Raw genomic sequence first — 26,307 nt, forward strand, 5'->3', positions numbered from 1 at the left:
GCGCTGGAGCCGGAGTTCCGGTGCGATGGCTCATCCTTGGCCGGTTGAGAGCTGACTTGGTCACCAACCATGGGCGCCGATCAAGTCGACGAACATGACGGCCCCAAGGTTCGCTTTCATAATTTTGCCTTCTTTCTTGACGAAGCGGATCAGCTCCTGGCTGCGCTGCCTGGCGCCCACGGGGATGATCAGAATGCCGGATTCGTCCAGCTGTTCCAGCAGGGGCGGAGGCACGTCGGGCCCGCCGGCGGTGACCATGATTCGTTGGAACGGACTTTCTTCCGGCCAGCCCATGGTTCCGTCGTCCAGTTTCAGGTGGACGCTGAAATAGCGCATTTTGTTCAGGCGGGTCAGCGCCGCGGAGTAGAGGGGCTGGACGCGCTCCACGGAATAGACCTCGGCTCCCATTTCCGCCAATATCGCCGCTTGATAGCCGGACCCGGTCCCGATTTCCAAAACTCGCATCCCAGGTTGAACATTCAGCACGGCCGTCATCAGGGCCACGATGAACGGCTGGGAGATGGTCTGGCCGTAGCCGATGGGCAGGGGATGATCTTCGTATGCCTGGGAGCGCAGGGCCTCTTCCACGAACAGATGTCGGGGAACTTTGCGCATGGCGGAGAGCACCGCCGGATCTGTAATGCCTCGCGACTCGATCTGTTCACGGACCATCCGCTCTCGATTGCGTTTCGGGTCGATTCTCAATCCGGTGCCCCAGTACTCCTAAAAATCTTTCGCGCCGGCGACAAGCCGGAAACAGGAACCTTGAACCCCGGTTTGAAAACAAATTTTCGCGTCCAAGTCAAACGTGGACGGGCACGGGGTCGAGCGGGCGCGAGCCCGTCTCGTCCCGTGCCCGGAAACGGTGACGAAGGCAAGGGGAGGAAAAACGCTGGAGGAAAAGAGATCAGTCCGTGAGGGTCTGAAGACCTTGCATGACGATCTCCAGCGGCGGACGGATGTTGATATCCTCCACGTGCAGAAAGCGGATCAGCCCTTGTTTGTCGATGAAGATCAGGGCCCGTTCCGTGGTCCCGTCGCCGCGCAACAGACCGTAGGCATCGGCGGTTTTGCCGTGGGGCCAGAAGTCGGAGAGCACTGGAAACCACAGTCCGTCCATGGCTTGGAGCCAGGAGTGGAGCGTCGGGATGTTGTCCACGGTGATGCCCAGAATGATGGTCTCGTGACGGTCGAAGATGTCTTGCAGGATGTTGTATCCGGGCCACTGGTCGGAGCAGACCGGGGTCCAGGCGGCGGGCACGAAGGACAGCATGACGTTTTTTCGGCCATGGTAGTCGCTCAAGGCGATGGTTTCGCCGTGTACCGCGGGCAGGGAAAAGTCGGGAGCCGGATCGCCGATCCGGACCTGCAACTCGCTGTCGATGGGTTTGAGTTTCGGGTTTTGAAAAATAGCTCCCTTGGCTCCATCAGGCGTGCCGGCCAGTGTGCTCCCCGCGGAGAGCAGCACCCAGAGAAGCCCAAGAAGCAGTGCCGTTCGTATCGTGAGTCTGGGGGCATGAGCGAGGCGCATGGCGTCTCCTAGTGTTTGGCGGTGAGCATTTCTTTCAGAAAATCTTCCACGGAATCGAACGCTCCGAGGTGCGAGAGTCGAACAACGTGGCCATTCTCAGCTGAGCCGGAGGGCTGGACAAGGACGAAATAGGGGGTGCCCACGCCGCCAAAGGCTTTGTGCAGGACGTAGTCCGGGTCGGAGACCAAGGGGAACGGGATGTCATAGCGCTCTTGAAACACCTGGACTTCAAGATCCGAATTGCCCGCGCCGAGGCCCAAAATCTTAATCATGTCCGCCAACCCCTCGCGTTGAAGTGCGGCGTACAGCGCGTTCACCTCCGGCGCTTCGCGCTGGCAGATCGGACAGTACATGCTGAATATCTGGATCAGGACGGCCGGGGCGTCTACGTCGGCCAGGGTGAACTGGGACGCTTCCGGGGGCAAACCCAGGTAGTTCCGGTGCGCGGAGGATTCCGGAGCGGTCATGGAAAAGACGGGAAGGTGATCCCCGACGGTGAAGGGTTCGGTTTGGGCGTGACCCGTGAGGATGAGGGCCAGGGTGAAAAGCGGAGTGAACAAAAGAGGGGCGAGGCGGCGCATGGGGGACTCCTGTAGCAAGATTTGAGGGGCAGGGAACGGCGTCCTGACGGCGGTGGAAGGGACATGGTCGAAAACGTCGAGCGGCCACGAACATGAAGAGTTTTTATCACGTTCGTGGCCGCTTGCAAGAAGTGTTTTCAGAAACTTGCGCACGTTTCGGCACCCCGGATCAAGCGCTGGGGAAATTGCCGCGCTTCTCACTTCCTGTCTGGAGGCCCGAATGTTTCCCTGATTACGCCGGTTGGAATGTGATCCGGCCTTGCTCCGGGTGGAGGAATCGACGTCAGTAACAGGGGTTGCACGGAGCGTAAGGCGGCAGCACGGGGTTTACCACCGTGGTCCTGGTGACGTAGGGCAGGTGATAGGGCGTGCAGTAGCCCACATAGCCCGGATGGCAACGGTGCGGTCCATAGGTGGGGAGCACGGGCACCGCGGCAGGGATGGGCTGGGTGATCACCGCCGGCGCGCAGGAGATGCGCGCGGGGCAACAGGAGGACGTGGTCAGAGCCACGCCGGCCAGGATGAGGATGATCGTCAGGTATCTCATGGGAGTTCTCCATGCGGTTGTCCAGGATAAGGTTTCGGAGGTCATTGGCCTGTTCCCTTGAACAGCTCCCGTTGCGCCGAGAGGTCCCAGGTCGTTGGCGAGGCGAGCTGGCGGTTGGACTTGAAGCGATTCAACGCGGCCCGTGAGTTTTTTCCCCAAATGCCGTCGATCCGGTCGGTATAGTAATTCAATTCCGCCAGTCGGGCCTGGATCAGTCGGGCGGCCAGGGAGTTCTTGGGATCCAGGAGGATGGTCCCACGAGCCAATGGCCCCTCGGGCACGGTTTCGCGTTCCGGTTGCGCCGTGGAAGGTTGGGTTCGCTTGGGCTCAAACGTGGCGGTGTTTCTGGTCACCAACTCTTGAATTTCCCGAGTTTTGCGCAAGGTGACGTCCCGTGTGGCCAGAATGGCTCCGTCCAGGGTGCTGAGCAGCTTCGCGGATACGATCACCGCGTTGTCGGTCGCCACGTAGGTGCCCACCAGCACGGCCTGGGTGTCGTGGTTGGTCCGCACGTCCCGCAGGTCGCGGGACAGGATCATTTCTCCGGCGTTTTGGCTGACGATCATGGACCCTTGGCGCAGTTTGAGTTCAACCACCCGGTAGCCGAGCTGCGACATCCTCGAGGCCACCTGTTCGCCCAACAGGCGGCCAAAAGTGCTGGAGGTGTTCAGGTCGTCCAGGTCCACAAAGCTGGTGTACAGAATGGCCCGGGTCCGGTCGACGTACTGGACGAGGTTGTGTTCCAGGCCGTCGGCCAAGGCGTAGGCCAATCCCTGGAAACCTTGGACATGGGAGTAGGAACCAGAGCCGTAATACGGATGGGTGGCCGAGACGGCTTGGGCCAAGGTCAGGGTTACGCTGAACAGAAGGGCCGCGATGAGGTTTCTGAGCATGATTGCGTCTCCCTAGCGGTCCACGAGCTGGTAGTTGACAGTGGCCGGTTGGCTGGGCTGGGCGTGTTGCTTGTAGTGCCACCAGTCCGCGTCGTTGATGTAGTAAATGGAGGAATCCCGCATCAGGAAGTGTTCCTCGAAGACCAGGGACGAGGTGATCAGGACCTCCATCCTGGGCAGCTCGTGAGTGTAGGCCCCGGACTCCACGTTGACCTCCGCGGCTTCCAGCATGGCCTGGTTGACTAACGCGCCATGGCCGTCCGGGGTGAGCAGAGAGGAGCGCTGGACAAAAACGTCCGGGGCCAGAGCCTTGTAGATCCCTTTTCCCGTGCGCAGGACACGGTTGCCGTGGCGGACCGCCTCGATGTCGAAACTCAGGACCATGACGTTGGTAAAGCCGCTGGACACGGCGATGTTCCGCTCCACCAGCTTGGTGATCAACAGGGCATGAAAGGATTTGGCAAAGGGGGTCGTGCCGGACGGTGCCACGTGGACGGGAAACTGACGCTCCAGGACGCGACGCTCCAGGACCTCGTGGACCCTGAGGGCCACGTCGTCGGCCAGGACTTCCCAATGCTGCACGGCTTGCATTTTGGGTTGGGTCTTCAGAGGGTAGGCCGTGGGAACGGGGACTTGGGACAAGACCGGCAACGGGGTGTAGACCATTTGCACCGGTTGCCTCGCGCATCCCGGACCGGCCAGGAGGACGAAGCCGAGGAGAATTCCGAGCAACATTGTCCGCATGTGACGTCGTTCCTTTGGTTACGTTCCGCGTGTCGGAGCACAGGGGCCCGGTTTTTCGGACACGCAAGGTTGGATCGAAATTTGCTAAAAGCCGAGATGAACTCGGAAACGGGCAAAATTTGCATTCCGGATGAGCTCCGAAAATCAAGGTCAGGAAGATTTCCGTGCGCAGAGATTTATCCGGTTGCTCCTCTTATCGGCGGTCATCCGGTTTTCTTTAGGGCAAGGGCGTGTCCGTTGCGGCACGGAATTGATGGAGAAGAAAAGTCATGCTTAGGAAGATGTTCCCTGAATCAAGGCGGTGCGGCTTCGCGATGCTTTGGCTGGCCGGACTCTGGTTGGTCGGGTTCTGGCTGGTCGGATGCTCCCGGCCACATGGCCCGTACATCGCGCACCAACCGGCGGTGGAACTGATCACGGTGCATTACACCGTGGCGGACACGCTGTACGAGGCCCTGTGCAAGCCGGAAGTCTGTGAAATGCCCCTGCTGATGTCCTCCTTCGTCATGCTGGAGGACCTGGACCGGACCAGCCCGCTGGGGCGGATCATCCCCCAGCAGATCGGCTCCCGATTCGCCCAGCACGGCATGCACATGGTGGATGTGCGCCTGCGCACCCAGTCCCTGCTGGTGCGCAAGGGCCAGGGCGAGTTCGCGCTGTCCCGGGAACTGGACAAAATCAACCGGGACATCAACGCCTTCGCCGTGCTCACCGGCACCTACTCCGTGGTCTACGGCCGGGTCTACGTCACGGCCATGATCCTGCGCAGCACCGACGGCGCCCTGCTGGCCTCCCTGGACTACTTCCTCCCCGTGGACCGCAGATCTCTACGACCAGACGGCTTGGAAACCGCTCCCCCAGCTTTTCAGGCCCCAGAAGAGCTCCCCGATCCCTTTGACGGGACGATTCAGCCATCCGTTCTGACGCGGCTGTCTTTTTTCCGCGACCGCGTCACGGGCGGCGAGCTCCAGGGTTGAGGTCGTCGTCAAGGAGCCTTGGGTCGTTGGATCTTCGGCGACGGAGGGGTCGTCTTGGGCTGGAATTTCACTCACTCCGTCTATCGTTGAACCGCTGAACAACTGAACCAGAAACCTCCCCCGTTACATATAGCTCTCCATCAACCGCGTCAGCTTCACCCTGTCCGGGGTGCGCCCGAAGAGGGGGCCTTCCTGGAGGATGGGGAAGTGGGATTCGAAGGTGGGGCGGGATTCGTCGCGGCGGATCACGCCGATGGGGATGCGGTCGCCGAACCGGCGGGCCAGGGTCATGGCCTGGTTCCAGTCCGTGGGATCGTGGTCCTCCGGGATCTCCCAGACGCGTTCCTTGTACCAGGCAAAGGTGTTCACCTTGTTGAAGGAGAGGCAGGGCTGGAGGATGTCCACCAGGGCGAAGCCGGGGAAGGCGTGGGCTTGGCGGATCAGGTCGGTCAGGTGGTCCGGCTTGCCGGCGAAGCCCCGGGCCACGAATCCGGCCTGCATGGCCACGGCCACGGCCACGGGGTTGAAGGGCTGGGACGGTGCGCCATGGGGCTGGGCCTTGGTGGCCTGGCCGTGCCCGGTGGTGGGGCTGGCCTGGCCTTTGGTCAGGCCGTAGATCTGGTTGTCGTGGACCAGCATGGTGATGTCCGCGTTGCGCCGGAGCGCGGCCAGGAAATGGTTGCCACCCTCGCCGTAGGAGCAGCCGTCTCCGCTTTCAACGAAAACGTGGAGCCCTGGGTTGGCCAGCTTGGCGCCGGTGGCCGCGGGCAAGGCCCTGCCGTGCAGGCCGTTGAAGACGTTGCAGCGCAGATAGTGCGGCGTCTTGGCCGCCTGGCCGATGCCGGAGACCATCAGCACTTGGTGGGGCTCCAGGCCGCTGTCGGCCAGGGCCTTTTTGAGCGCCTTGAGGATGGAGAAGTTTCCGCATCCCGGGCACCACGCCGTTTCAAACTCCCCGAAATCTTCGATCGTCGTCATGTGTCTCTCCCCACGGCCTTGCGGGATTCCTGTTCCCGGCCGGTTTCGACATTCAGTTCGCGCAAAATGTCAGCCGCTGTGAACGGCAGTCCGTCGTAGCGCAGGATGGAGCGGGAGACGCTGAATCCGACCTCCTTGCGCAGCAGTCCGGCGAACTGCCCCGTGGCGTTGCTCTCGATGCAGACGGTTTCCCGGGCTTGCCGCAACCGCTCCAGAAACTGCTCCGGTCGCAGGGGCCAGACCTGGCGGAAATGGAGCAAGCCCACGTTGCGTCCTTCCTTGCGCAGGATTTCCGCGGCCTCGTCCGCCGGCCCCAGGGTCGATCCCCAGCAGATCAACAGCAGGTCGCTCTGCTCGTCCCCGATATAGCTCGGGGCCAGGGCACTTTCCCGCAGCTTTCGCTCCTTGGCCAGCCGTTTGTCGACCATCCGCGTCCGGATGGCCAGATCCTCGGTGATATGTCCGTCCTCGGTGTGCTCGTCGCTGTCCAGAACCACCAGATGCTCCCCGGTGCCGGGGAGCATCCGGGGGGAGACCCCGTCTTCGGTGAAGGCGTAGCGCTGGTAGGCGTGGGGATGGTCGCAGTTTTGGGCCGGGCGGAGCGGTTCGGCGAGCATGTCCAGGTCAAAGGGCGGGACGGCCTGGATGGTGTCGGCCAGGTACTGGTCAGTCATGACAATCACCGGCCCCTGGGAGCGCTCGGCCAGGTCCACGGCAGTGTGGGTCAGGCGGAAGCATTCCTCCACGCTGCCCGGCGTGAGGATGGCCCGGGGAAACTCCCCGTGTCCGGCGTACAGGGCCAGGTTCAGATCGCCCTGCTCGGTCCGGGTGGGCAGGCCGGTGGCCGGGCCGGGGCGCTGGCCCAGGACCAGGACCAGAGGTGTTTCGGTCATTCCAGCGAGGCTGATTCCCTCGGTCATCAGGGCGAAACCGCCGCCGGAGGTGGGCACGACGGCCGGTGCTCCGGCAAAGGATGCGCCAAGGGCCATGTTCACCGCGGCGATCTCGTCCTCGGCCTGCTCCACCACCAGTCCCATGTCCTTGGCCGCGGCGCTCAGGTTGAGGGCCACGCCCGTGGCCGGGGTCATGGGGTAGAAGGCGCAGAAACGCACGCCCGCGGCCAGGGCCCCCAGGGCTATAGCCTGATTGCCGTTCAAGACCATCCGTTTGCCAGGTTTCGGCGGTGCGGGGAGGGGCTGGAAGACCGCGGACTGTTCGCCAGCCCATGCCACAGCGGCATGAAGAACGTTCACGTTCTTCTCCATCAGGTCGGCCTTTTTTCTGGCGAAGGTTTCCTTGACCAAGGCGGTGCCCACGTCCTCGGGCAGCCCGAGGAGTCGGGCCGTGACTCCCAAGGCCACGATGTTGTGGAAGACTTTTTCCGGGGCCAGCTCGGCGAAAGGAACGCGCAGGGTGCGGTCTTTTTTGGTTTTTGGGTCGGCTTGCAGGCCTCCGTCCGTTGTCGGGGCTTGATCGTCGTGTTCCGTGTCTACGAGGATCAGGGCGTTTTCGGCCAACTCATCGCGGTGCAAGGCGATGCTTTCCCGGTTCAAGGCGATCAGCAGATCCACGTCCCGGATTCCGGCCCGGATCGGCCCGAGGCCGGTGCGGACGGCAAACGTGTTGTGACCGCCGCGGATGCGGGATTCGTAGCCCTGGGTAACGAAGATTTCATAGCCTGATCTGGCCAGTGCCTTGGCCAGAAGCATGCCCACCGTGGCCAAGCCCTGCCCGGCTTCCCCGGCGATCAGGATGTTTTTGGATAGGCGCATGAACAACTCCGGGGTGAAAGATTGGCCGCATGTGTGCGGTCTGGAATTTCGAAAAGAGCCTTGTCCCGGCGCGCGTCGCCGTGCGCCGGGACAAGGCGGCGTATCGTGGAGGATGCGTCGTGAAGCGGAAAAAATGCGGTCAGGCGGTCGGCTGGGAGCAAGGGCAGGCAGAGGCCCTGCCGGCCAGTTCCCGGTCGATCATGAACAGGCCGCCGCCGTCCTTGCCCAGGAGTTTCAGTTTTTGCAGCACGGCGTTCACGCTGGCTTCCTCTTCCACCTGCTCGGTGACGAACCACTGCAAGAAGATGTTCGTGGCATGATCTTTTTCTGCAATGGCCAGGTCGACCAAGTTGTTGATCAGGGCGGTGACTTTTTGTTCGTGTTCCAGCACGGCCTCGAACACGGCCGTCGGAGAATCCCAGGACGAGGGCGGGGCCTCGATGGCTTTCAGAGTGTTTTTTCCGCCCCGTTCGTTGATGAAGGCGTAAAACTTCATGGCATGACCGAGTTCTTCCTGGGACTGCATGTTCATCCAGTGGGTGAAGCCTTCCAGGTCGTGGTCGCTGAAATAGGCGGCCATGGCCAGATAGAGGTAGGCCGAGTAGAGTTCGGCGTTAACCTGCTCGTTCAGGGCCTGTTCGATTTTCGGGGTCAGCATGTAGGGTTCCTCCTGACGTTGAGCGATGAAGGGGACGAAATTCGCCTTTGCGGACGGAATCGATCCGAAGCGCAAGAGGCTTGTTCAAGATGGATAAGAAATCTACAGAATCCAGATGCACAGGTCAAAGCCGTCGGATCAGCTCGCGAATGATGAAACCGGGGGGTGAGAGGGAGTCTCGACCTTCGTCGGCCAAGGGATCGCAATCGCAATCAATTCTGAAATCAAGGTGTTGAAAAGGGTGTCGGAAAAACTCTTTTCGATCAGGATTTCGAATTGGTCCCGGTACATGTGCACAGTGAGTTCAGATAGGTCCCGTTGTTCTCCGAATCAATGGTTGCAGGGATGCCTTGAGCAGGGTAAGGACGTGGCGTGCACGTTCGTGCATTATGGAACAAGGAGCCCTGGGGTTGCATCGACAGCAAGGGCCTGCCCTAAGATATGGATATCGCAAGGAGTCTTTTTTTGATGAACAAAGCGGAAGTGGATTCCAAGATTTGGGAGAATGCCTGGGCCATCGTGCTGGCCGGCGGCTCCGGCACCCGGCTGTGGCCCATGTCCCGGTCCCTGCTGCCCAAACAATTGCTGGCCTTGAACGGGGAGAAAACCTTGCTGCAACAGACCGCCGAGCGGTTGTTGGGGCGACTGCCCGCCGAGCGAATCGTCACCGTGACCAACGAGGAACATTTTTTCGAGGTTTGCTCGCAGTTGGCCGAAGTGCACCCGGGCCTGAAGGATCACGTGCTCAAGGAGCCCCTGGCCCGCAACACGCTTCCGGCGATCCTGCTCGGCCTGGACAGGATCGTCGCGGCTCAGGATACGGAGCACGGGCAGGCTCTGGTGGGCGTTTTCCCTTCGGACCACATGATCGGCGATCAAGCCAGGTTCGAGGCCGATTGGGGACAGGCCTTGGCCCTGGCGGATCAGGACTGGTTCGTGACCTTCGGCATTCCGCCCACCAAGCCGGAGACCGGCTACGGATACATCGCCAAGGCCGAGGAACTGGCGCCGGGCGCGTACAAGGTAGCGGGCTTCGTGGAGAAACCCCCGCTGGAGGCGGCGCGGGAGTTCGTCAGCGCCGGCACCCACTCCTGGAACAGCGGAATGTTCATTGTTCCCTCCTCGGCGTTCCTGGACGCCGTTGAAGAATTTCAGCCCCGGCTCTGGGCGTGGTGGCGGGAGCGGGACGAACGTGACTTGGCTTCCGGGTACGGCGACATTCCCGACATTTCGGTGGACTATGGGATCATGGAGCATGCCCGGCGCTTGGCGGTGGTGGAAGCCGGATTTTCCTGGGACGACCTGGGAAGCTGGGAAGCCATGTTCCGGATGGGCGAGCAAGACGCCGTGGACCATTGCGTGGTCAAGGGCGACGTGCTGGCCCTGGACTGCCGGGACAGCCTGCTGTTTTCCTCGGGCGGCAAGCTGGCCGCCGTGGGGCTGGAGGGCGTGGCCGTGGTCCAGACCAGGGACGCGACCCTGGTCTGCCCGTTGAGTCAGGTCCAGCGAGTCAAGGACGTGGTCAACCGGCTGAAGGCCGAGAAGTCCACCCTGGTGGAGGCTCACGTCACGGTACGTCGGCCCTGGGGCAGCTACACGGTGTTGGAGGAAGGCCAATTCTACAAGATCAAGCGGATCATGGTCCACCCGGGGGCGAGGCTGAGCCTGCAGATGCATCACCATCGCAGCGAACACTGGGTGGTGATCAAAGGCACGGCTCTGGTCCAGGTGGGGGACAAGGAAACGCTGGTCGCGGAGAATCAGTCCGTGGACATTCCCAAAACCGCGATGCACAGACTTTCCAATCCGGGCCGGGTTCCGGTGGAGATCATCGAGATCCAGAGCGGGCCCTATCTGGAGGAGGACGACATCGTTCGGTTCGACGATGTTTATGGACGGAGCCGGCCCGAGCCTTCCAAGTGAGGCGGATACGGGTTGCCTGAACTGTTCGTTAGTAAGGCAACATGTTTTTTTTATTCATCTTAACTTGCGCCCATGCTTCGTGAATTTTTTCATTTATGCTTGACAGGGCTTTGCTCTCTTGCATAGGGTGCCGAAAATTTGGATCCAGGTAGGGAAACCTGAGGCTCTTTTCATCATCAACACTACAGCATGTGAGGCAACATGATGGAAGAAAAGAAAGGGGGAACGAGTGCGGGCGGAGTAGTTCTGCCGTTCTTGTTGGGGTTTGTGGCCGCGTTGGCCTTCGGATGGTGGGGAGTTCCACAGCTGTTATACAGCAAGAAGGTCCAACCGCTTGTTTTTACACACCAAAACCACATCGAGTTGTATGGGATGATGTGTGACGACTGTCACTCCTTCCGGAGGGATGGCTCCTTTGCGGGGTTGCCCGATAATGCCAAGTGCGCGGAGTGCCACTCTTTTCCCATGGGCGACCATCCGGATGAGATCAAGTTCGTGGAAGAGTACTACGAAAAGGGGATTGAGGTTCCGTGGCTGGTTTATCAGTATCAACCGGACAACGTCTTTTTCTCCCACGCCGCGCACAGAGAGTATGATTGCGCCACCGCCGGCTGTCATCCGGACGTGGGCAGTTCCAACGAGTTGCCGGCCTACTATGAAAACCGCCTGACCAAGTACAGTCGGGATACGATGAAGATGAAGGACTGCGAGCGGTGTCACGCCACGGTGGCCGCCCAGGAGCCGGAGCGGTTCGCTGGTGCTCCCAATGCCTGCCAGATCTGTCATAAATAGAGAGGGGTGATATAAAATGGCACTTAATCGGAGAAGTTTTCTCACGTTTGCTGCCGGGGGTGTCGCGGGAACCCTGTTCACCCCGGTGATTTGGAAATCCATTGACGACACGGCCATCTGGACCCAGAACTGGCCGTGGATTCCCCGGCTGGAGTACGGACCGCGGGCCTATGCCGCGACCACCTGCAAGCTCTGCCCCGCCGGGTGCGGCCTGAACATTCGCACCGCCGGCGGCCGCCCCGTGGCCGCTGAAGGACGAACCGATCATCCGCTGAGCCAGGGCGGGATCTGTCCCCTGGGCGCGGCCGCGGTGCAGCTGCTGTACGCTCCGGCCCGGATCAAAGGACCGATGCAGAAGCAGGCCGACGGAACGCACCAGCCCATTTCCTGGGACCAGGCCGAAGCCTTGTTGAAGGAGAAGCTGGCTGAACAGAACGGCAAAAAAGACGCCGTGGTCTGCGTCAGCGGGGATGAAAACGGGACCATCAACGAACTCTTTTCCGCCTTGCTGGGCGGCCTGGGTTCGGACGGCTGTTTCCTGATGCCCGGCGAACAGATCGTGGCTTCCAAGATTCTTCGCGAGGGAAGCATCGGCTACGACCTCGAAAACGCGGATTTCGTCCTGGCTTTCGGCGCGGACCTGCTGGACGGTTGGGGCACCGCCGTCCGGAACAAAAAGGCTTACGGCGCCGCGCACCCCATGGGCGAGGAAGCCTCCGCGGAATACGTCTATGTCGGGCCGACGCAGAACGTCACCGGCGGCGCGGCCGACCAGTGGGTCTCTATTGCTCCGGGCATGGAAGGCGTTTTAGCCCTGGGCGTCGCCTACCATCTCCTGCAGGGCGGGATGACCGCTCCCCAGGCTCATGACTTTTTCGCCTATCGCAATTTCGTCATCAATCGCTACACCCCGGAATACGTCGAACGCCTGACCGGCGTGGCTCCGGAGCAGGTGGCCGAATTGGCCCGAAAGCTGCGCTCCGCAAACAAGCCGCTGATCATCCCGGGGTCCACCATCGCCCAGGGCGGCGGCGTGTTCAACTTTGCCGCGGCCTTGAGCCTGAACATGCTGTTCGACAACGTCAACTCCGCGGGCGGCATTCAAGTCCTGCCGGATCTGCCCACGGTGGTTTCGGGAGCCAAGGAGCCAGCCCAGGTTCGGGCCAAGGACCTGGTCGCCTATGTTCAGGGCGTGGCTGAAGGCAAAGTGAGCAAGCCGGCCGTGTGTTTGGTCTACGAGGCCAATCCGCTCTTCGCCCTGCCGCTGCCCGACGTGACGGCCCAGGCTTTTGACGGCGCGTATCTGGTCAGCTTCAGCACATTCTACGACGAAACAGCCGCCCAGGCAGACCTGCTGCTGCCCACGCCCACCTTCATAGAACGGTTCGACGACGTCCAGACGCCCTATGGCTCCGGTTTCGCCAGCTACAGCCTGACGCGGCCGGCGATCCGCCAGCCCATTTTCGACACCAAGCCTACCGGCGACGTGCTGCTGGCCGTGGCCAAGGCGCTGGGGATCGATCTTGGATTCGCGTCTTTTGACAAGGTGCTGGAGGCCAAGGTGGCCGTCTTGAGCGAGCTGGAAGGCTTCTTCACGGACAAGGTTCAGCCCTGGGAGGCCAGAGCCGGCAAAGCTCCCGCCGCGGCTTCGGGCAACCTGTGGCGGACCATCTCCAGAGGCGCTGTCTGGGCTTCCATCACGGAACCCTTTCCCACGGCCATGCAGCTCGGCTCCACGATCATTTCCCAGACCGCTCCCCCCGACGCCGAGGACTGGACCTTCCCGGTCAGCTTGGCGGCCATGGACAGCCGGACCTACGGCTCCCGGCACATCGCCATTCCGCCGTTTTGCCTGCCGCTTTTGGGCGAACAGGAAATCCAGGGCGACGTGTTCTACGTCTGGATGAATTCCGCCACAGCCCGCTCCTACGGCTTGCAAGCCGAGGACAAGGTCACGTTGACCGGCCCCAACGGCTCCTGTCTGGCCAAGGTGCGCATTTTCGAGGGCGTGGGCCGGAACATGGTCGCTGCTCCGCTGGGCTTCGGCCACACGGCTTGGGACAAGTTCAGCCGGAACAAGGGAGACAACATCTACAAAGTGTTGACGGTACGTACCGAACCTGGGAGCAACCTGGCCGTTTGGGCCGATTCCCGCGTGCGCATCGCCAAAGCCTAAAGGAAGGTTGAGCATATGGTTTTGTATCTCAAGGAATTCAAAATCAAGTGGGGAATGGTCATCGACCTGGACCGCTGCACCGGTTGCGGAGCCTGCATGGTCGCCTGTCAGGCGGAAAACAACATCGCTCCTCCGGTGGACGCTTCGAACAAGCGCTATAGCCTGACTTGGCTGTTGGTCTACCAGCTCTCCAACAAGCAGCCCTATCCGAACCACGACGTGGCCTACATGCCGCGCCCGTGTTTACAGTGCGGAAAGCCGAACTGCGTGCCGGTCTGCCCGGTCATCGCCACGGACAAGAACCAGGAAGGCGGGATCGTCAGCCAGGTCAACGCCCGGTGCATCGGCTGCCGGTACTGCATGGCCGCCTGCCCCTATCATGCCCGATACTTCAACTGGCATGACCCGGTCTGGCCCGAAGGCATGGAAAAGACTCTCACTCCGGACGTTTCCACCCGGCCCCGGGGCGTGGTGGAAAAATGTCTGTTCTGTCACCATCGCTACATGGCCGCTCGGGACAAGGCCCGGATCGAAGACCGCGACCCCAACGCCCTGGCCGAGGGCGACTACATCCCGGCCTGCGTGGAGATGTGTCCCACCGGGGCCATGGTTTTCGGCGACCTGGAAAATCCGGAGCACAAAGTCCATAAGCTTTCCAAAAGCCCGTATGCGTTTCGGCTGTTGGAGCGCTTGAACACCAAACCTCAGGTCTACTACTACAGCAAGCGGGAATGGGTCCGGAAGCAGGGCGACAATTACCTTGAACATGAAACGGTCGGAGGGGTCTAGACCATGAGTGATAAAGAATTGTGGCCCGAAGGGGTCCAGCGTTGCTCCTTGAAGCTGTTCATCGCCTGGCTGGCGGTCATCTTCGCCGTGCTGGCCTGGGGCGTTTACGCCGCCTACGTGGTCTGGTCCGGCGGGCTGATCGTCACGGGCATGGACAATTACTTCGCCTTTGGCTTGTACATCATCTTCGACTTGGCCGTGATCGCCCTCGGGGCCGGGGCCTTTTTCAGCGGGCTCTTGTATTACCTGATCCGCGTCGAAGGTCTGAAGAACATCATCAACCTGGCGGTGATCATCGGCTTCATCTGCTACTCCGGTGCGCTGCTGATCCTGACCCTGGAAGTCGGTCAGCCGCTGCGGGCCTGGTTCGGATTCTGGCACCCCAACGTCCACTCCATGCTCACGGAAGTCATCTTCTGCATCACTGTGTACATGTTGGTGCTGACCATCGAGTTCATTCCGATCATTCTGGAGAACCGCAAGCTGAACAAGATCAAGTTCCTGCATCACATGGCCCACAACTTCCACGTGATCATGCCCTTGTTCGCCGGTGTCGGGGCCTTCCTGTCCTTCTTCCACCAGGGCTCTCTGGGCGGCATGTACGGCGTGCTGTTCTCCCGGCCCTACGCTTTTCGTGAAGGCTTCTTCATCTGGCCCTGGACCTTCTTCCTGTTCATCCTTTCCGCCGTGGCCTCGGGACCGGGCTTCACCATGCTGGTCGCCACGCTGATGGAGAAAATGACCGGCCGCAAGCTGGTGGACTTCAGCGTCAAGGCCTTGATGGGCAAGATTTCCGGTACCATGCTGGCCATCTATTTGGTCTTCAAGTACCTGGACACGTGGGCCTGGGCCACCGGCATCCTGCCCCGATCCGGCCTGACCTTCAGTGAAGTGTTCTACGGCGTGGCCTACGGCAAGTGGCTGCTGTTCTCCGAACTGATCGTCTGCGGCCTGTTCCCGGCCATCCTGCTGCTCAACGCCAAGACCCGGAACACCCCGTGGATTCTCTATTCCGCATGTACCCTGGTCGGCATCGGCGTGATCATCAACCGGTACGTCCAAACCGCCCAGACCCTGGCTCACCCGGTCATGCCCTTCGACCGCTGGTACGTCTACATGCCCACCTGGGCTGAATGGGCCCCGTCCCTGGCCATCATCGCCTACGGCGCCCTGATCCTCAGCCTGGCCTACCGCTATCTGCCGGTTTTCCCGCAGGAGCGGAAGCTGAATCAGGCCTAATATCTACGAGGCCTAAAGACGACAAAGCGCCCCTTTCCGTGAGGAGAGGGGCGCTTTTTTATGTTTGGAGTTTGGTGAGGATTCGGCTGAGATGAGGGTGCAGGGTCGGAAAAAAATCTTTTTGTCGCTACTTACTCAGCAAGTCTCGAAGGGAGCGATCCCGGCTCGAAAGTCGGTCGGACAATGTGCCGCCCGCTACCCGGTTCGGCGTTGACGCGGCCTTCGCGCACCACTTCCCGTCCAGCCAGATAAGTGGCCACGGGTGCGCCGCGAAAGGTCATGCCTTCGAACACGCTGTAGTCCACGGCGTGGTGATGAGTTTTGGCGCTGACCGTGTGTTCGGCCTGGGGATCCCAGAGCACGATGTCCGCGTCCGCGCCGGGAAGGATGCAGCCCTTGCCGGGATATATGTTGAACAGGCGGGCCGCGTTGGTGGAGGTTACGGCCACGAATTGTTCCGGCGTCAGACGGCCCTGGGCCACGCCGCCGTCCCAGATCACCCGCATCCGATCCTCCAGTCCCGGGGTGCCGCTGGGCAGCTTGGAGAAGTCGCGCAACCCGCCTTGGCGTTGGGCGTCGGTGAAGGCGCAGTTGTCGCTGGCCGTGACCTGGATGGCCCCGGTGGTCAGCCCGGTCCACAGGGCTTCGCGGTCCTCCTTGGGGCGAAACGGCGGGCTCATCACAAAGCGGGCCGCGGCCTGGGCGTCCTCCTGCTCGTAAACTGTCGCGTCCACGGCCAGATGGCCGCCCAGGCATTCCGCGAACACGGGCAAGCCGCGAGCCCGGGCCGCGATCACCGCGTCCAGGGCCTGGGCGCAGGAGAGGTGGACGATGTAAAGCGGCACGCTCGCGGCCTCGGCCACGGCAATGGCCCGCCACGTGGCGTCCGCCTCCCCGGACGCGGGATGGGAGATCGGGTGGCCCCTGGGGTGGGTTATTCCTTGGGCCAGGAGCTTGCGTTGCAGAAAGGGGATGATCTCGGCATTCTCGGCATGAACGGTGCATAGACAGCCCAGCTCCCCGGCCCGGGCGAAGCTGTCCGGCATCTGCTCCGGATCGAGCATCACCGTGCCCTTGTAGGCCATGTAGTGCTTGAAGGAATTGACCCCCCGCTCCCGGGCCAGCACGCCCATTTCCTGGGCAACACGCGCGTCGAACCAGGTCACGGCCACATGAAAGGAATAGTCGCAGGTGGCGCTGCGGGCCAATTCCATCCAGGCGTCATGAGCCTGGAGCAGGGATTGGCCCTGGCGGGGAATGACGAAGTCGATGATCGTGGTGGTCCCCCCGGCCAGGGCGGCCCGGCCGCCCTGTTCAAAGTCGTCCGCCGTGCGGGTTCCGGCAATGGGCATGTCCAGGTGAGTGTGCGGGTCGATGCCTCCGGGCAGGGCCAGAAGGCCGTCGGCGTCCACGATCCGTGTTCCGGATGGAATGTCCAAATCACGGTCCACGGCGCGTATCTTTCCGTCGGAAACGAGGATGTCCGCCTTGACGGAGTGGTCGGCGTTGACCACGGTTGCTCCTCGGATCATGAGCTGCATGCTGCCTCCGTGCAAAAAGGTGAGAGGTGTGAAATGAAATACGGTTGGGTTGGCAAGGATCACGAATGAACAAATTAGCCGGCTTGATCCTGGCGGCCGGGGCCGGTCGGCGGATGGGCGGTGGGTTCGGGGGCAAGCTGTTGCTGCCGTACCGCGGCGAGCCGCTGGTGGTTCATGTGCTCCGCAAAGCCCTGGCGGTCTGCGATCCGGTGGTGGCTGTGACCGGCTGTAACGCCGCCGAGGTGGGCTGTGCCCTGAAGGCCGTGGATAGCACCTTGCGGATCATCCAGGCAACCGACTGGAACCGCGGCCAAGTCCGGAGCCTGCGTGCTGGGCTGGCCGCACTTAACGACGTGGAAAGGAAAGAGGGTGGGGACGTGTTCGGAGCGTTGGTCTTGCTGGGCGATCAACCCTTGGTGCGCCTGGAGACGCTGGAGGCGCTGACCGCGGTTTTTCGCGATCACCCACGAGATTTCGTCGCCCCGCGACATCGGGGCAAACGGGGCAACCCGGTGTGCATTCCCCGAGCGTGGTTCGCTCGGGTCATGAGGCTGGAGGGAGATGTTGGAGCGCGTTCGCTCCTGGATCATCCGGAAGCGCGTCTGCGCTTGGTGGACGTGGCGGATTCCGGAGTGCATCGGGACGTGGACACGTTGGAAGATTACCACGCACTTTTGCGGAGCCGGGAATCAGTCCCCATCCACGGACCGCAGCCATCCCTCGTTGACTGATCCGGCATACCACTGGGCCATGGGCGACGATTCGTCCGGATGTGACGTTACGACGATCCCCCGTGCCTGGGCCAGCATTTCCAAGCCGATTTCACCGACCAGCTCCATTTTGTTCGCAAAGATGATGCGGTGACACTGTGGGGGGGCGTTCTTGAACAGGCCTTTGGGGTGCGCTGTCAGGCAGGCCAGAATATGTTCGTCTATATGCTGGCCGAGTTTTCCCCGGCAGATTTCTGCCAGCCGTTCGGGACGGAAAACATGCGCATCATCCAGAGAAGCGGCCAGGGCGTCCGCGCCCACAATCCCGATCACTAGGTCCGTGAAGTGGGGTATCACGGGTTCATGGTCTGCCGGGGCCTTGATCGATTTGCCGCGTGCGCCGTCGGCTTCCACGAAAATCCGGTCCGCCAGCCCGGAAGCGGCCAGCAGGTCCACGGCCTCGGGCGCAAGGCCGAGGAGTTTGCCTGTGGAGGGGGCCCGGTCCCGGGCCAAGGTCAGAGATCGGCTTCGGAAGATGCGGGACTGGAGCCGGGAGAGGGACGACTTCCGGCCGTCCCAGAAAACAGGGCCCGCCATATTGGCGGCCAGTTTCGTCGTGGTGGTGAGGACAACGGTCTCGCCCGCGGCCACGGCATGGGCGGCCATGGCAACCATCAGGCTGGTCTTGCCGCCCGCGCCCACCAGAGCAACGACCGTTGCGTCCGGCAGGTAGAATTCGGCCGGTACGTTTGGGATCAAGGTGGCGTGGATTCTGTGTGGTCGTGGGGCGTAGCGGGCTGGTCGAGAGATTGGCGCACGGCCTGGACAATAGTGTCGTAGCCCGTGCAACGGCAGAGGTTGCCGGCATGGGCTCGGCGGATGTCGTCCTGGGTGATGTCTTCGGGATCGCGGCCTTGGTCGCGGCAGGATTCCACAAAAGCGGTGGTGGTCATGATCAGCCCGGGGGTGCAGAATCCGCACTGCACGGCTCCGGCATCCACGTAGGCCTGCTGGACCGGGGAAAGATGGCCGTTTTTTACCTCTCCCTCCACGGTGCGGATGCGTTTGCCGTGAACCCAGGTCGCCAGATAGAGGCAGGCGTTCACGGCCACGTCGTCCACCAGTACGGTGCAGGCTCCGCACTCGCCCACGCCGCAACCCTGCTTGACGCTGGTCAGGCCCTGGTCCCGAAGCAGGTCCAGGAGCGAGGAGCGGGGATCGATGGTCAGCTCGTAGGGGCGATCATTGATGGCGCAGGAGATGGTCAGCATGTCCGGACCTCGCGGTGTTCGGCAACGTGGGTGATGAAGCGCTCCGCGGCGGTGCGGATCATTCGCCCGGCCAGGGTGCGGATGATGTGCATCCGGAAATCTCCCGCGGCCCGCCAGGAGGTCCGGGGGGAGACGTCCTGGTCCAGGGCCTCGGCCACGGCTTTGACGGCCTGGTCCAGGGGCAGGCCCTGGGCCGCGGCTTCGGCGGCCGGGCAGCGTACCGGAGTGGGCGCGGCCACGGTGAAGGCCAGGCGCAGTTCGTCCACGACTTTTTCGCTCCCTTCCGACTGTGCGCCTCGCAAGCGGACTCCCGCGCCGCAGCCGATGGTGGCGATGTCCATGGCCTGGCGCATGGAATACTTGACGTAGGCCGTGCCCAGGTTTTGATTCGGTTCAGGCTTGATCCGCACCGAGCGCAGAATTTCCCCCTGCCGCAGCTCCACCCGGCCCGGGCCGAGATGAAACCCGCGCAGGGGGATCAGCCGTTCGCCTTCCGGGCCGATGAGGTCCAGGTGGGCGTTGAGGATCAAAAGCGGGGCCGCGGAATCCGCGCAGGCTGAGCCGTTGCAGATATTCCCGCCGATGGTGGCCGTGTTGCGGATCTGCGGTCCGGCCACCCAGCCCGCGGCCTCGATGAGCACAGGGGCTAGGCGGGCCACCAGTGGTGAGGCCATCATCGTGGCGAAGGTCGTGCCCGAACCGATGCGCAGTTCGCCGTGTTCCTCGGTGATGCTGTCGAGTTCCGGCAGGCCGTGGATGTCCACGATGTCGGCGTAGTCCTTGTGCCCCTCCCGCAACCGGACCAGGATGTCCGTCCCCCCGGCCATGGGGCGGGCAAAAGGGTTCGCGGCCAGCAGTTCCACGGCCTCGGTCAGGCTTTGGGCGCGATGGTAGGATTCGAAGGCGTACATGGCGGATAGTCCTCAGCGCGGTCCCAGCAGCCCGGCGTCTCGGAACAGCGGGAACAGGGCCTTGGGGGTGAGGGGGATGAAGTCGGCCTTGACGCCGGTGGCGTCCCAGACCGCGTTGCGGATGGCCGGGCCGGGGGAGAGCAGGGGCGGTTCGCCCAGGGACTTGTTGCCGAAGCCCCCGGAGGGCTCGGCGGTCTGGACAAAGGCCACGTCCAGCTCGGGCAGGTCCGGGAAGGTGGGCATTTTATAGTCCAGGAGGTTGTTGTTGCGCACCCGGCCGGTGCGCGGGTCCACCAGCAATTCCTCGTACAGGGCCCAGCCGATGGCCATGGCCATGCCGCCCTGGGCCTGGCCCCTGGCCGTGACGGGGTTGATAACCACGCCGCAGTCGTGGACGTTGAGCATGTCCGTGACCCGGACCCGGCAGAGCGGGATATCCACCTCCACTTCCACGAAGGTGCAGCCGAAGGAAGGCGCGTTGCTCCGGGTTTTGACCGAGCGCTCCGCGGTGAGTTGGCCGCCCCGTTCCTTGTGGTAGTAGGCGTCCAGGGCCAACTCGTTCAGGCTCATGAAGACCCGCGAGGGCTGGCGGGCCGCGACCACGAAGCCAGCCTCCAGGGCCAGGGCCGGAGCAGGATACCCGGTCATCAGCGCGGCATGGTCCAGGATTTTTGCGCGCAGTTCCAGGGCCGCAGCCTTGACCGCCGGACCGACGACGTAGGTCTGGCGGGAGGCGAAAGCCCCCGGGTCAAAAGGAGTCACGTCCGTGTCCTGGGTGGAGACCACGCGCACGGAAGTCATGGGCAAGTCCAGGACCGATGCAGCCATTTGGGCAAAAACCGTGTCCGCGCCCTGGCCGATTTCCGTGGCCCCGGCCTGGAGCGTCACGCAGCCGTCCTGGGCCAAGGTCAGGCGGACCCCGGAAATCTCCACGCCCACGGGATAGACCCCGGAATTGAAACTGAAGCAGGCCACGCCCACGCCGCGTGGTTTTTCGGGATCAGCTTGCTTGGTCCGAGAGGCCTGGGCTGCGGCCCGGCGCTCGTCCCAGTTGAATCGCTCCCGACCCAGGCGCAGGCAATCGGCCAGACCGTGGGTTTCGATGGGTTTGCCGGAGCGGGGATTGACGTCCCCGGGGCGTCCGGCATTGATCAGGCGCAGGTCCAGTGGGTCCATGTCCAGAACCCTGGCCGCTTCCTCCAGCAGGCATTCGCAGGCAAAGATGATCTGGGGCGAGCCGTAGCCGCGCATGGCTCCGGCAATGGGCAGGTTGGTGTAGACCGTGGCCGCCTGGAAGCGGACTCCGGCGTGGGGATACATGCTGCACAGCTTGCCCCCGCCCGCGGAGACCACGGAATGGCCGTGGGAGGCATAGCCCCCGGTGTTGGACACGGCGTCCATGTCCATGGCCAGTAGGCGCCCATCCCGGGAAAAGCCCGCCCTGGCCCGGATGCACATGGCATGGCGGGTGCGGGTGATCATGCTTTCCTCACGGGTCAGGGCCATGCGTACCGGTCGGCCCAGCTTCCAGGCCAGGAAGGCGACCATGGGCTCCAGGAGCACATCCTGCTTGGCCCCGAATCCCCCGCCCACATAGGGCTTGACGATCCGCACCCGGCTCCAGTCCAGGCCCAGGGCCTGGCCCACCACCCGGCGGCAGATGTGCGGGATCTGGGTGGAGGTGACCACGGTGATCCGCTCCATGTCCTCCATGTAGGCGTGGGCCACCACGGGTTCCATGTGGCAGTGCTGGGTCACCGGGGTCTGGTATTCGCCCTCCACCACCACGTCGGCCTGGGCCAGGAGCGCGTCCACGTCCCCGCCCACGCTGAACCCGTCCTGCTTGACGATATTGCCGCCGGGATGGATGGCCGGAGCCCCGTGGGCCATAGCCTCCCGGGGATCGGTGAGCACCGGGAATTCTTCGTAGGACACCGCGACCAGGCTCGCGGCGCGTTGGGCCGTAAGCTCGTCCCGGGCCACCACCACGGCGATCTCGTCACCGTGAAAGCGGACATGCTCGGTGAGCAGCAGGCGGTCGGCCACGTCGGCATGGGCCGGATCAAGGGAGAAGGGATGGCCAGCCGGGGCGTAGGGCAGTCCGGGCACGTCGGCGAACGTGAACACGGCCTCCACGCCGGGCAGGGCCAGGGCCGCGGAAACGTCCATGGTCAGAACACGGCCATGGGCCACGGTGCTCCGGATATACACGGCCGAGAGTATGCCCGCGGGGAGCATATCCTCGGTGTACCGGGCCCGGCCCGTGACCTTGGCCTCGGCGTCCAGACGCTTGACGGGTTGTCCGATGCTCATCCGGTTCTCCCGAGATGGATGGGTAGGGGTGATGGTTCAGGATGGGACTTCGGCGGGGTCTGGCCCAAATCAGGCTCAAGGCGAGGCTCAAGCTCGGGAACGGTCCCGGCCCGGAGGCCGTCCAGATGGGCGCGAACAGCCCGCAACACGCCTCGGCCCACGGCCCGCGCCTTGTCCGAGACGCGGCGGCAACGCCATGTTTCGCCCCTGGGGTCCACGTCCCCCAGTTTAAGGCCTTTTTCGACCACGACGCCGGAGCGCAACAGTCCGCGAATCACCCCGGAAGTCAGAGCCGTCACCGGGGCGACGGTCCCGTGCGCTTCCACCTGGCCCACGGTCTCCCCTTCTTGGACCATGTCGCCGATAGTCCGGCAAGCTGTAAAGACGCCGTCCATGGGCGCACGCAAAAGCCGCTCCAGAGACTTGCCCAGCACTGGACCCGGAATGCCGGTGTTCGGAAAGGCCGAGCCGGTGGAGCGGATTTCCCCGAGACCGTGGCCGCGATGGGTTTCCACCACGCAATGCACATCCTCCCCAGCGGTGAAACCCGGCCCCACCCCGATGACCAGAGGAGCCATGTCTCGATCGACCCCGGTATTGCGCTTGGCTATCAGGGCGTCCACCAGGATATGGGGGAGAACCTGGGGCTGAAAATCCTTCAGGCAGGACATACGCGGGTCAACAAGGACCGGAATCTCGTCCCTGGCCCAGGCTGCTTCCGCGTGCTCCAAGGTATCGATCCGCACGGCCCCAACACCTTCCACGTCAATCCGTCCTTCATGAACCGCCTCGGAAAACGCCACCAACCGCCGCACGGCCAACGGCTGCTCCCGTTCCAGTAACAGCAGACGCTTCAGACCGGCCTCGTACAGTTCCAAGGCGACGCCCGTGGCTAAGTCGCCAGCGCCGCGGATGAGGATGAATGGGGAGATACGATTGGCCATGATTCAGAAATAATCTCAACACCCTACTTGAAACTTATCAAACCGCGATGACTTCATGACACGTTTCATGCAGTTTGGCCGGAGACAATTCCAACCCATTGGGCCAACTCAACGCACCCGCCTCGATGAAGAGTCTGCGAAAAAAGGATTCATCGTGCAGAGGTTCCAGCAAAGGACCTTTTCGTTCCAATAGTTGGCGTCCATCAAACACGCCGGATTTACCATCGGAAAAGGTCAGTTCCACCTTGAAGTTGTCCAAGTAGTGGGCTTTTGCGATTCTAATCATTGTAGCTCAACGGCGACGTCATAAACATTGTGAACAGCAAGCCCGCCTCCATGGCTGGTCCAATGTCGGCCTGATCCGTGTGCGGGGGCAGGTCGGCACCGATGGGGCTCAGGGTATCCGGGTTGAGGGTGAGGGTCAAAGCTTTGCTCTTGTAGCGCAGGCCTTCGGCGGTGCGGGTCAGGCTGGCCGGGGTGCCGTGATGCAGGATTTCCATGTGGTCCGGGGTGGCCGGGAAATAGCCGTTCTGCTCGTCCTCGAAGCCGGCCCTGGTCAGGTGAATGCGCGGCTTGTCGCTGAAGGGCGCTCCGGAAGAGGGGCAGAAGGTGGCGCAGTTGCCGCAGGTGTTGCAGACGTCGGCCAGGATCACGATCTGGGTGCAGTCGGCCAGGGGGCGGTTTTCCGTGATGCGGAGGGCGGGCTTGCCGTCCGGGTCGCGGTAAACCTCCCCTCTGGCAATGGGGCCGGGGAAGGACGGCAGGGCCACGATGGCCCGGTTTGGGCAGACCGTGACGCAGATTTCGCACAGGCTGTCGCAGCGCAGGCAGCGGGCGGCCTCCAGGGGCATGGCTTCGTCGTCGGTGACTTTACGAGACCCGGAGTCAGGGTCGGCATAAGGGCCGAAATCGCGGATGTGACGGGCCGAGCGCAACGCCGAAATGTCGGCCTCGGGGCGAGATGGCCTGTCCGCGGGTTGTGGAGGCAAGTCTTGGGATCGCAGATAGGCTTTTGCGGCCTCGCGGCCCAATGCTACGGCCCTGGGCAGGCTGCCGGGGCCGGTGGGCAGGGGATTGTCAAAGGTGAAGATGTGGTCAAATTTCTGAGCGTTCCGGGTTGTCCCTTGAATGACGACCAGGGTTCCGTATCGTATCTCGTCACGAGGAGTGTTTGATTGGCTCAAGGCAGTCAGATCGGCGATGTCCGTAAGCAGGGCTCGCTTGGCCGGAGAGGATGCCTTGTTCGGTTGGAGGGCATTCTCCGGTACGATCAGGGTCACGTCCACCCCGGCCTGGATCAGGGTCCCGGCGCAGCTTACACTCCGGGCATCCAGGCCATGCACGACCACGGAGGCGGTGTTTTCGGCGTTGCTCGTTGCTCGTGGTTGGTCAGGCGAACTGGAGTCAGGCCCTCCCAGACGGGCCGCCGCGGCCTTGGCCTCCCGGATGCGCAAGGGCGTATCCAGGTTGCCCCGTGTGCAGCGCTTGCGGCACAGGGCGTCGCAGGCCAAGCCCAGGTGGTGGGCCGGAGGATTGGTAGCCCGGATGGTGGCCAGCGCGGCCGTGGGTTTGTTTTGCGCCAGATGGCCCAGGTAAGCCGGAATGTCCTGGCCAGCGGCGCAGGCCGCCCTGCAAGGCGCGGTGAAGCAGTCCTGGCGGGGCAGGGGCCGGGGGATTTTTACGTCCGTGTGGGTAGTCGCCGTTTTGGCGTAGCGCCGGGCCGTGGCCGTGGTTTTGGCGTAGGCGGCCAGGCCTTGGCCGTGGGCCTGCCATTGGTCCAGATTTTCGGCTCGGGAAGCGGCCATCCGTTCCTTGAGGACGTCCAGGTATTGGCGCAGACGAGCGTAACCGCCGGGTTTGAGCAGGTCGCTGCACGTAGTTACCGGACCCAGTCCGGCGGCCAACAGATCCGGGGTGTTGAAGGCGTCGGCTCCGGCGCAGAAGGACATGGGTGGACAGCCTTCGGACTGCTCTGGCCCGGAGTCCTGTTGTCCCAAGTGTTCACGCAGCAGCAGGGCGACGTGTACGGCCAGGGGATGCAGGGGGCGGCCGCTGCAATAGACCTGCTGTTCCGCCTCGGGCAGGGCTGAGCGGTTCACGCAGGGCAGGGTGTTGGTCAGCTTCAGGTTGAACTCCACGCCCCGCTTGCGGGCCGCGGCGGACAGGGTGCGGATGATGGGCAGGGCCTGATCCAGGGACAGGTCATTGGCGAAAACCGCATCCGGCACGTCCAGATCCCAGCCCAGGCCCTGGAGCAGGGCGCGGACCCGTTCCGGTCCGAGCAGGGTGGGGTTGAGCTTCAAGGTGGTGTGCAGCCCCCGGTCTTTGATGAAATGCAGGGCAATGCGTTGGATCTCGTCCGGGGGGCAGCCGTGCATGGTGGAGATGGTCAGGCTGGTGCTGACCCCGTCGGGCAGGTCCACCCCGGCCAGTTCGGGGCAGACGCGGGACAAGCGCGTCGCGGCCTCGGCCATGTCCTCCGGACAGTGGGTCATGCGGTCCAAAAAACGGGTCATGGCCGGACTGGTGATCCCGGCCAGGTCGTACCCGGCGCTCATGTTCAGGATGAATCCCGGGTCGCGTCCGTCCCCGCCGGCGGGAAAATTCATTGTACGGCGCAGGGCCAGGATCAGCAGCAGGCCGTTCAGGTATTCATCAAAGGACTGCTCCAGCTTGAGTTCTTGCGACCATTCGCAGTTGTAGCCCTCGTCGCGCATGTCGATGCACGGTCTGGCCAGAGTCAGCTCGTCCAGGATCTGGACGGTCTTCAGCTCCAGATACCGCCCCCCGCAAAGCCAGGCTGCCACCAGGTTGCGGGCCAACTGGGTATGCGGTCCGGCTGCCGCGCCGATGGGCGTTTCCAGGCGCTGGCCGTAGCGGGTCGTGGTGAAGGGGTCATCCGGGCCTGGCTGGAAAAAACAGGCCTTGGGTATGCCCAGGATCTGCCCGTGTTCGAGTTCGTCGAGCAGGGAAGCCAGAAGTTTGTCGTGAGGGATGGGGTGAAAGCGGTCCATGTG

24 protein-coding genes are annotated in these 26,307 nt (G+C 62.9%); 7 read left to right on the forward strand and 17 right to left on the reverse strand.

Going from position 1 to position 26,307, the window contains the following annotated elements; all coding sequences use genetic code 11:
• Nucleotides 1-60: 60 nt before the first annotated feature.
• From AC559A_RS13035 to AC559A_RS13060, 6 genes are all read right to left on the reverse strand, one after another.
• Complete coding sequence (locus tag AC559A_RS13035) at nucleotides 61-705, reverse strand: protein-L-isoaspartate(D-aspartate) O-methyltransferase (protein WP_028573418.1); 645 nt, start codon at nucleotides 703-705, stop codon at nucleotides 61-63.
• Nucleotides 706-907: 202 nt separating this feature from the next.
• Complete coding sequence (locus AC559A_RS13040; protein ID WP_498818242.1) at nucleotides 908-1,531, reverse strand: redoxin domain-containing protein; 624 nt, start codon at nucleotides 1,529-1,531, stop codon at nucleotides 908-910.
• A gap of 8 nt (nucleotides 1,532-1,539) precedes the next feature.
• Nucleotides 1,540-2,112 carry a peroxiredoxin family protein gene (locus AC559A_RS13045; RefSeq protein WP_498818243.1) on the reverse strand — a complete coding sequence of 191 codons (573 nt, stop codon included), beginning with the start codon at nucleotides 2,110-2,112 and terminating at the stop codon, nucleotides 1,540-1,542.
• 283 nt (nucleotides 2,113-2,395) lie between these two features.
• On the reverse strand, nucleotides 2,396-2,659 hold the full coding sequence (locus AC559A_RS13050) for a hypothetical protein (protein WP_051434799.1): 264 nt from the start codon (nucleotides 2,657-2,659) through the stop codon (nucleotides 2,396-2,398).
• Nucleotides 2,660-2,700: 41 nt separating this feature from the next.
• Nucleotides 2,701-3,552 carry a FlgO family outer membrane protein gene (locus AC559A_RS13055; RefSeq protein ID WP_498818244.1) on the reverse strand — a complete coding sequence of 284 codons (852 nt, stop codon included), beginning with the start codon at nucleotides 3,550-3,552 and terminating at the stop codon, nucleotides 2,701-2,703.
• 12 nt (nucleotides 3,553-3,564) lie between these two features.
• The gene (locus AC559A_RS13060) at nucleotides 3,565-4,296 is read right to left on the reverse strand and encodes a hypothetical protein (protein WP_498818245.1); all 732 of its coding nucleotides are present in this window, start codon (nucleotides 4,294-4,296) and stop codon (nucleotides 3,565-3,567) included.
• Between the two features lie 269 nt (nucleotides 4,297-4,565).
• Between AC559A_RS13060 and AC559A_RS13065 the strand changes: the two genes are divergently transcribed.
• Complete coding sequence (locus AC559A_RS13065) at nucleotides 4,566-5,273, forward strand: FlgO family outer membrane protein (RefSeq protein WP_498818246.1); 708 nt, start codon at nucleotides 4,566-4,568, stop codon at nucleotides 5,271-5,273.
• Nucleotides 5,274-5,396: 123 nt separating this feature from the next.
• Here the strand turns inward: AC559A_RS13065 and AC559A_RS13070 are convergent, their stop codons facing one another.
• The 3 genes from AC559A_RS13070 to AC559A_RS13080 all read right to left on the reverse strand — a co-directional run bounded on the left by AC559A_RS13070 (nucleotide 5,397) and on the right by AC559A_RS13080 (nucleotide 8,681).
• Nucleotides 5,397-6,251, reverse strand: a complete 855-nt coding sequence (locus AC559A_RS13070; protein ID WP_498818247.1) for a 2-oxoacid:ferredoxin oxidoreductase subunit beta — start codon at nucleotides 6,249-6,251, stop codon at nucleotides 5,397-5,399.
• A complete protein-coding gene (locus AC559A_RS13075) occupies nucleotides 6,248-8,023 on the reverse strand; it encodes a 2-oxoacid:acceptor oxidoreductase subunit alpha (protein WP_498818248.1) in 1,776 nt (591 codons plus the stop codon). The genes AC559A_RS13070 and AC559A_RS13075 overlap by 4 nt, the downstream gene beginning before the upstream one ends.
• A 139-nt stretch (nucleotides 8,024-8,162) precedes the next feature.
• On the reverse strand, nucleotides 8,163-8,681 hold the full coding sequence (locus tag AC559A_RS13080) for a ferritin (protein ID WP_028573422.1): 519 nt from the start codon (nucleotides 8,679-8,681) through the stop codon (nucleotides 8,163-8,165).
• 468 nt (nucleotides 8,682-9,149) lie between these two features.
• Here AC559A_RS13080 and AC559A_RS13085 point away from each other — a divergent pair, with 468 nt between their 5' ends.
• The 5 genes from AC559A_RS13085 (at nucleotide 9,150) to qrcD (ending at nucleotide 15,600) form a co-directional block, all read left to right on the forward strand.
• On the forward strand, nucleotides 9,150-10,604 hold the full coding sequence (locus tag AC559A_RS13085; protein ID WP_498818249.1) for a mannose-1-phosphate guanylyltransferase/mannose-6-phosphate isomerase: 1,455 nt from the start codon (nucleotides 9,150-9,152) through the stop codon (nucleotides 10,602-10,604).
• 204 nt (nucleotides 10,605-10,808) lie between these two features.
• The gene (qrcA, locus tag AC559A_RS13090) at nucleotides 10,809-11,396 is read left to right on the forward strand and encodes a menaquinone reductase multiheme cytochrome c subunit QrcA (RefSeq protein ID WP_028573424.1); all 588 of its coding nucleotides are present in this window, start codon (nucleotides 10,809-10,811) and stop codon (nucleotides 11,394-11,396) included.
• A 16-nt stretch (nucleotides 11,397-11,412) separates the two neighbouring features.
• A complete protein-coding gene (gene qrcB, locus AC559A_RS13095) occupies nucleotides 11,413-13,572 on the forward strand; it encodes a menaquinone reductase molybdopterin-binding-like subunit QrcB (RefSeq protein ID WP_498818250.1) in 2,160 nt (719 codons plus the stop codon).
• A gap of 15 nt (nucleotides 13,573-13,587) precedes the next feature.
• Nucleotides 13,588-14,361 carry a menaquinone reductase iron-sulfur cluster-binding subunit QrcC gene (qrcC, locus tag AC559A_RS13100; protein ID WP_028573426.1) on the forward strand — a complete coding sequence of 258 codons (774 nt, stop codon included), beginning with the start codon at nucleotides 13,588-13,590 and terminating at the stop codon, nucleotides 14,359-14,361.
• A gap of 3 nt (nucleotides 14,362-14,364) precedes the next feature.
• The gene (gene qrcD, locus AC559A_RS13105; protein WP_028573427.1) at nucleotides 14,365-15,600 is read left to right on the forward strand and encodes a menaquinone reductase integral membrane subunit QrcD; all 1,236 of its coding nucleotides are present in this window, start codon (nucleotides 14,365-14,367) and stop codon (nucleotides 15,598-15,600) included.
• 131 nt (nucleotides 15,601-15,731) lie between these two features.
• On the opposite strand, the gene hydA is transcribed toward qrcD, so the two are convergent.
• Nucleotides 15,732-17,141 (reverse strand): dihydropyrimidinase, encoded by a 1,410-nt coding sequence (hydA, locus tag AC559A_RS13110; RefSeq protein WP_498818251.1) that lies wholly within the window; start codon nucleotides 17,139-17,141, stop codon nucleotides 15,732-15,734.
• Nucleotides 17,142-17,206: 65 nt separating this feature from the next.
• On the opposite strand from hydA, the gene AC559A_RS13115 reads away from it, so the two are divergent.
• The gene (locus AC559A_RS13115; RefSeq protein WP_498818252.1) at nucleotides 17,207-17,872 is read left to right on the forward strand and encodes a nucleotidyltransferase family protein; all 666 of its coding nucleotides are present in this window, start codon (nucleotides 17,207-17,209) and stop codon (nucleotides 17,870-17,872) included.
• Here the strand turns inward: AC559A_RS13115 and yqeC are convergent.
• The 7 genes from yqeC to AC559A_RS13150 are packed head-to-tail and all read right to left on the reverse strand — an operon-like array spanning nucleotide 17,831 to nucleotide 26,304.
• A complete protein-coding gene (gene yqeC / locus AC559A_RS13120; RefSeq protein ID WP_498818253.1) occupies nucleotides 17,831-18,610 on the reverse strand; it encodes a selenium cofactor biosynthesis protein YqeC in 780 nt (259 codons plus the stop codon). The genes AC559A_RS13115 and yqeC overlap by 42 nt on opposite strands.
• Nucleotides 18,607-19,122 carry a xanthine dehydrogenase iron sulfur-binding subunit XdhC gene (gene xdhC, locus AC559A_RS13125; protein ID WP_051434806.1) on the reverse strand — a complete coding sequence of 172 codons (516 nt, stop codon included), beginning with the start codon at nucleotides 19,120-19,122 and terminating at the stop codon, nucleotides 18,607-18,609. The genes yqeC and xdhC overlap by 4 nt, the downstream gene beginning before the upstream one ends.
• A complete protein-coding gene (xdhB, locus tag AC559A_RS13130) occupies nucleotides 19,116-20,033 on the reverse strand; it encodes a xanthine dehydrogenase subunit XdhB (RefSeq protein ID WP_498818254.1) in 918 nt (305 codons plus the stop codon). The genes xdhC and xdhB overlap by 7 nt, the downstream gene beginning before the upstream one ends.
• A 12-nt stretch (nucleotides 20,034-20,045) precedes the next feature.
• Nucleotides 20,046-22,346, reverse strand: coding sequence for a xanthine dehydrogenase subunit XdhA (xdhA, locus tag AC559A_RS13135; protein ID WP_498818255.1), 2,301 nt, complete (start codon nucleotides 22,344-22,346; stop codon nucleotides 20,046-20,048).
• Entirely contained in the window at nucleotides 22,343-23,290 is a 948-nt protein-coding gene (yqeB, locus tag AC559A_RS13140) for a selenium-dependent molybdenum cofactor biosynthesis protein YqeB (RefSeq protein WP_498818256.1), read from the reverse strand. The genes xdhA and yqeB overlap by 4 nt, the downstream gene beginning before the upstream one ends.
• Before the next feature lie 37 nt (nucleotides 23,291-23,327).
• On the reverse strand, nucleotides 23,328-23,576 hold the full coding sequence (locus AC559A_RS13145; protein WP_498818257.1) for a DUF2442 domain-containing protein: 249 nt from the start codon (nucleotides 23,574-23,576) through the stop codon (nucleotides 23,328-23,330).
• Nucleotides 23,569-26,304 (reverse strand): hypothetical protein, encoded by a 2,736-nt coding sequence (locus AC559A_RS13150; RefSeq protein WP_498818258.1) that lies wholly within the window; start codon nucleotides 26,302-26,304, stop codon nucleotides 23,569-23,571. The genes AC559A_RS13145 and AC559A_RS13150 overlap by 8 nt, the downstream gene beginning before the upstream one ends.
• Nucleotides 26,305-26,307 lie beyond the last annotated feature (3 nt).

This window comes from Desulfonatronum zhilinae (genome assembly GCF_900182865.1).
GTDB lineage: Bacteria > Desulfobacterota > Desulfovibrionia > Desulfovibrionales > Desulfonatronaceae > Desulfonatronum > Desulfonatronum lacustre.